The sequence below is a fragment of the Streptomyces soli genome (genome assembly GCF_003999195.1).
GTDB lineage: Bacteria > Actinomycetota > Actinomycetes > Streptomycetales > Streptomycetaceae > Actinacidiphila > Actinacidiphila soli.
Window position 1 is genome coordinate 1 of the sequence record NZ_RJVR01000379.1, and the last position, 2,847, is coordinate 2,847.

Here is a 2,847-nt window from a genome sequence, read left to right on the forward strand (position 1 = left end):
ACCGGCAAGATCACAGCTACCGTGCCGGTCGGCGAGGGCGTTTTCGGTGTGACGCTCGCACCGGACGGCCAGAAGGCCTACGCCGCTGTTCTCGGCCCGGGCAACGTATCCGTGATCGACACCCGCACCCACCACGTCTCCTCGACCGTGAATGTGGGCCCCCCGGGCACCGATCCCTTCAACATCGCGGTCACCCCCGCCGCGGTCTACGTCACGGACCAAGGAGGGGGCACCTTCACGGTCATCAACCCCAGTACCCTCAAGGTCACCGCGACCCTCACGCTCGGCAGCAGCCCCTACGGCGTGGCAGTCAGCCCCTGACGACCACTCCTCCTGATCTTCACGCCTACCAGCGTGCTCGATCCCGTGGAGCTCGGATCGTCCTGGTCGGCGGATGTGTCCAGTTTGTTCGCGTTCGGCGCCCTGGTGGTCGTCCTGCCGTTCATGTTCGGCGGCGGCACCGCCGCGCTGGTCACCGCGGCCATCGTGTACGGCATCGGCCACGTGATCGGGCAAGGAGCCGTCTGACCGGGAGGGTCACGCAGACCGACACCAGCGCCACCATGCCGGAACCCGGGGTGTCCCTGCGGGCGGCACGGAAACTCCCCGGGTTCAACCTCACCCTCGCGGCGACGCCGACCCGGCGACCGGGAAGATCTGGCTTCTCACCACCCGGCAGGCCGGGACGGTCACTCAGGCGCAGATCCAGGCGGGCACGGTCACCGCGGCGCAGGGCCGCCGCGTGTATGTGCAGTCCAGCGGCGACAAGGGCGCGACGTGGACGACGCCGAAGGAGATCACCAGCGCGGTGAAGCGCAGCTCCTGGCGCTGGTACGCCACCGGACCCGGGCACGGCATCGCCCTGAAGTCCGGGCGCCTGGTCATCCCGGCCAACCACACCGGCGCGGGGTCGCTGCGCGGCTCGCACCTGCTGCTGTCCGACGACCACGGCGCGACGTGGCGGATCGGCGCGGTCGACGACCACACCGACGGGGTCCTCAACCCGGACGAGACCACCGCGGCGCAGCTGCCGGACGGCCGGTTGTACCTGAACGCGCGCGACGAGGGCGGCAGCGACCCCGCGACGCGGGCCTTCACCTACAGCCTGACGAACGGCTCCACGTTCTCCGCGCCCTTCCGGCCGGCTCCGGCCTTGACCGCTCCGCAGGTGAAGGGAACGCTGCTGCAAGACACAGGGGTGTCGTGCAAGCCGCTGCTGTTCTCCGCACCGGACGGCCCGAGAGTGCGCCAGCACTTGACGTTGCGGCGGAGCGCCGACGGCGGGAAGACGTGGCGGACGGCCACGGTCATCGCAGCCGGCCTGGCGGGGTACTCCGACATGGCCAAGCCGGAGCGCACCGTGACCGGGGTGCTGTTCGAGACAGGGACGAGTACGTACCACGACCAGATCAGCTACCGCCGCATCCCGCTGACCTGCCCCTGATCCCAGCGGGGCTGCCGTGCTGTTCGCCGCAATCGTCCTGGCGTTCACCGGTGTCAGCGCTGCCAGTGCAACCGACTCCGGCTCCTCCCGCCACGACTCCGGTATCTCCCGCCACGAGAGCAGCCGGCACAACTGGTGCGGCGGCTGACGTGACGACTGCGGCTGGTACGGCCACCACGGCTGGGGCCACGGCTGGCGCTGGAGCAACAAGTAACGGCATGACGACGGTCCCTGAGCCTCGTGGCTGGGGACCCGCCTCCAGTGCCAAGAGGGGCCTTAGGAGCTCTGCAGGATGGCCGGACCGCTTGTGGTGGAAAGCGTGACGTGGAGAGATTCCGGGTCACTCCGCCCCGCTGACAGGGCCTCGGATGGAGCACGAGAAAAACCGGGAGTAATTCATGCCGCCGTTCCCCGGAATTGCTCGGGCGCCGACCCTTGCGACAGCTTTCCTGGAAGCCGCTCCGGCCACCGTGGTATGGGGTGAACCGCATTCTCTGGCGCTGGTCATGGCAGGTTCGTACTGGTTGAGCATTCGTGCCACCGCAGCTGACCCATCTGAGTGAAAACCGTGGTCGGACCGGGTGAATTCGACGGCGAATTGTTTCTCTAAGGTTGCCATCGGCTACACATAGGGATTAGGAAGATCTCATCCCAAAACGCCAGGATCGGAAGCACGCAGTGAAAGTAGCCGCGCGGATCGGCGCCGTAGTCGCCGGAGCCCTCGGGATGGCGCTGGCCGGGGCCGGCACTTCGTTCGCCCATGGGAATGATATCTGGCCCCAGGTGTTGTCGGCGGTGTCCGGCACGACCGGTGACACCGTTGTCAAAATCGGCAATGGATTCTCCTGCCCCAAGCCGGTCAAGTACTGCATCAACGGGCCGCTGAGAAGTGGGAACACCAAGAACAGCGGCAACTTCGTGTACGGCAAGGGGAATGCCAACAATACCGGCAACTTCGCCAACGTCAACGGATCGACCAACAGCAACAACGTGACGCATGGCTCCTCGCCGAACGGCTACGACAACCAGCTGTCCAGCGGCCGCCATCACTGAAACCTAAACCGCCCGCCGACTGTACAGTCGGCGGGCGGTTTAGGTTGGGTTGGTTCAGTGATGAACGCCGGTCAGGTGCTCGGGCCCGGTGACCCGGTCAGCTGCGCGGGCCCGGTGACGGCGTTGTGAGTGTTGGTCGACCCGTTGTCGTTGGTGAAATTGCCGCTGTTTAGGGGATCTCCGTGGTTGACGAAGTTCCCGCTGTTCACGCTGTTGCCACTGTGGACCGGACCGTTGATGCAGGGGTGGGGCGAGTGGTCGGCAGGCGACTTGTAGTTGTAGTCCACGAGATGGTTGTTGCACGCCACGACGGAGACCATGTTCGTCAGGGTGCCGACATCGGCACCCGC

4 protein-coding genes and 2 pseudogenes are annotated in these 2,847 nt (G+C 66.6%); 5 read left to right on the forward strand and 1 reads right to left on the reverse strand.

What is annotated here, in order from left to right; translation table 11 throughout:
- The 5 genes and pseudogenes from EFK10_RS45845 to EFK10_RS45855 form a co-directional block, all read left to right on the forward strand.
- Positions 1–321, forward strand: a pseudogene (locus EFK10_RS45845) (YncE family protein); the annotation flags it as partial.
- A 33-nt stretch (positions 322–354) separates the two neighbouring features.
- The gene (locus EFK10_RS48330; RefSeq protein ID WP_164836475.1) at positions 355–528 is read left to right on the forward strand and encodes a VIT1/CCC1 transporter family protein; all 174 of its coding nucleotides are present in this window, start codon (positions 355–357) and stop codon (positions 526–528) included.
- Between the two features lie 124 nt (positions 529–652).
- Positions 653–1,444: pseudogene (locus EFK10_RS45850) on the forward strand (sialidase family protein); the annotation flags it as partial.
- Positions 1,445–1,460: 16 nt separating this feature from the next.
- Positions 1,461–1,592 carry a hypothetical protein gene (locus tag EFK10_RS52470; RefSeq protein WP_265737613.1) on the forward strand — a complete coding sequence of 44 codons (132 nt, stop codon included), beginning with the start codon at positions 1,461–1,463 and terminating at the stop codon, positions 1,590–1,592.
- A gap of 530 nt (positions 1,593–2,122) precedes the next feature.
- A complete protein-coding gene (locus EFK10_RS45855) occupies positions 2,123–2,497 on the forward strand; it encodes a hypothetical protein (protein ID WP_240677875.1) in 375 nt (124 codons plus the stop codon).
- A 71-nt stretch (positions 2,498–2,568) separates the two neighbouring features.
- On the opposite strand, the gene EFK10_RS45860 is transcribed toward EFK10_RS45855, so the two are convergent.
- The coding region (locus EFK10_RS45860) for a hypothetical protein (protein ID WP_127361555.1) at positions 2,569–2,847 on the reverse strand (279 nt) is incomplete at its 5' end.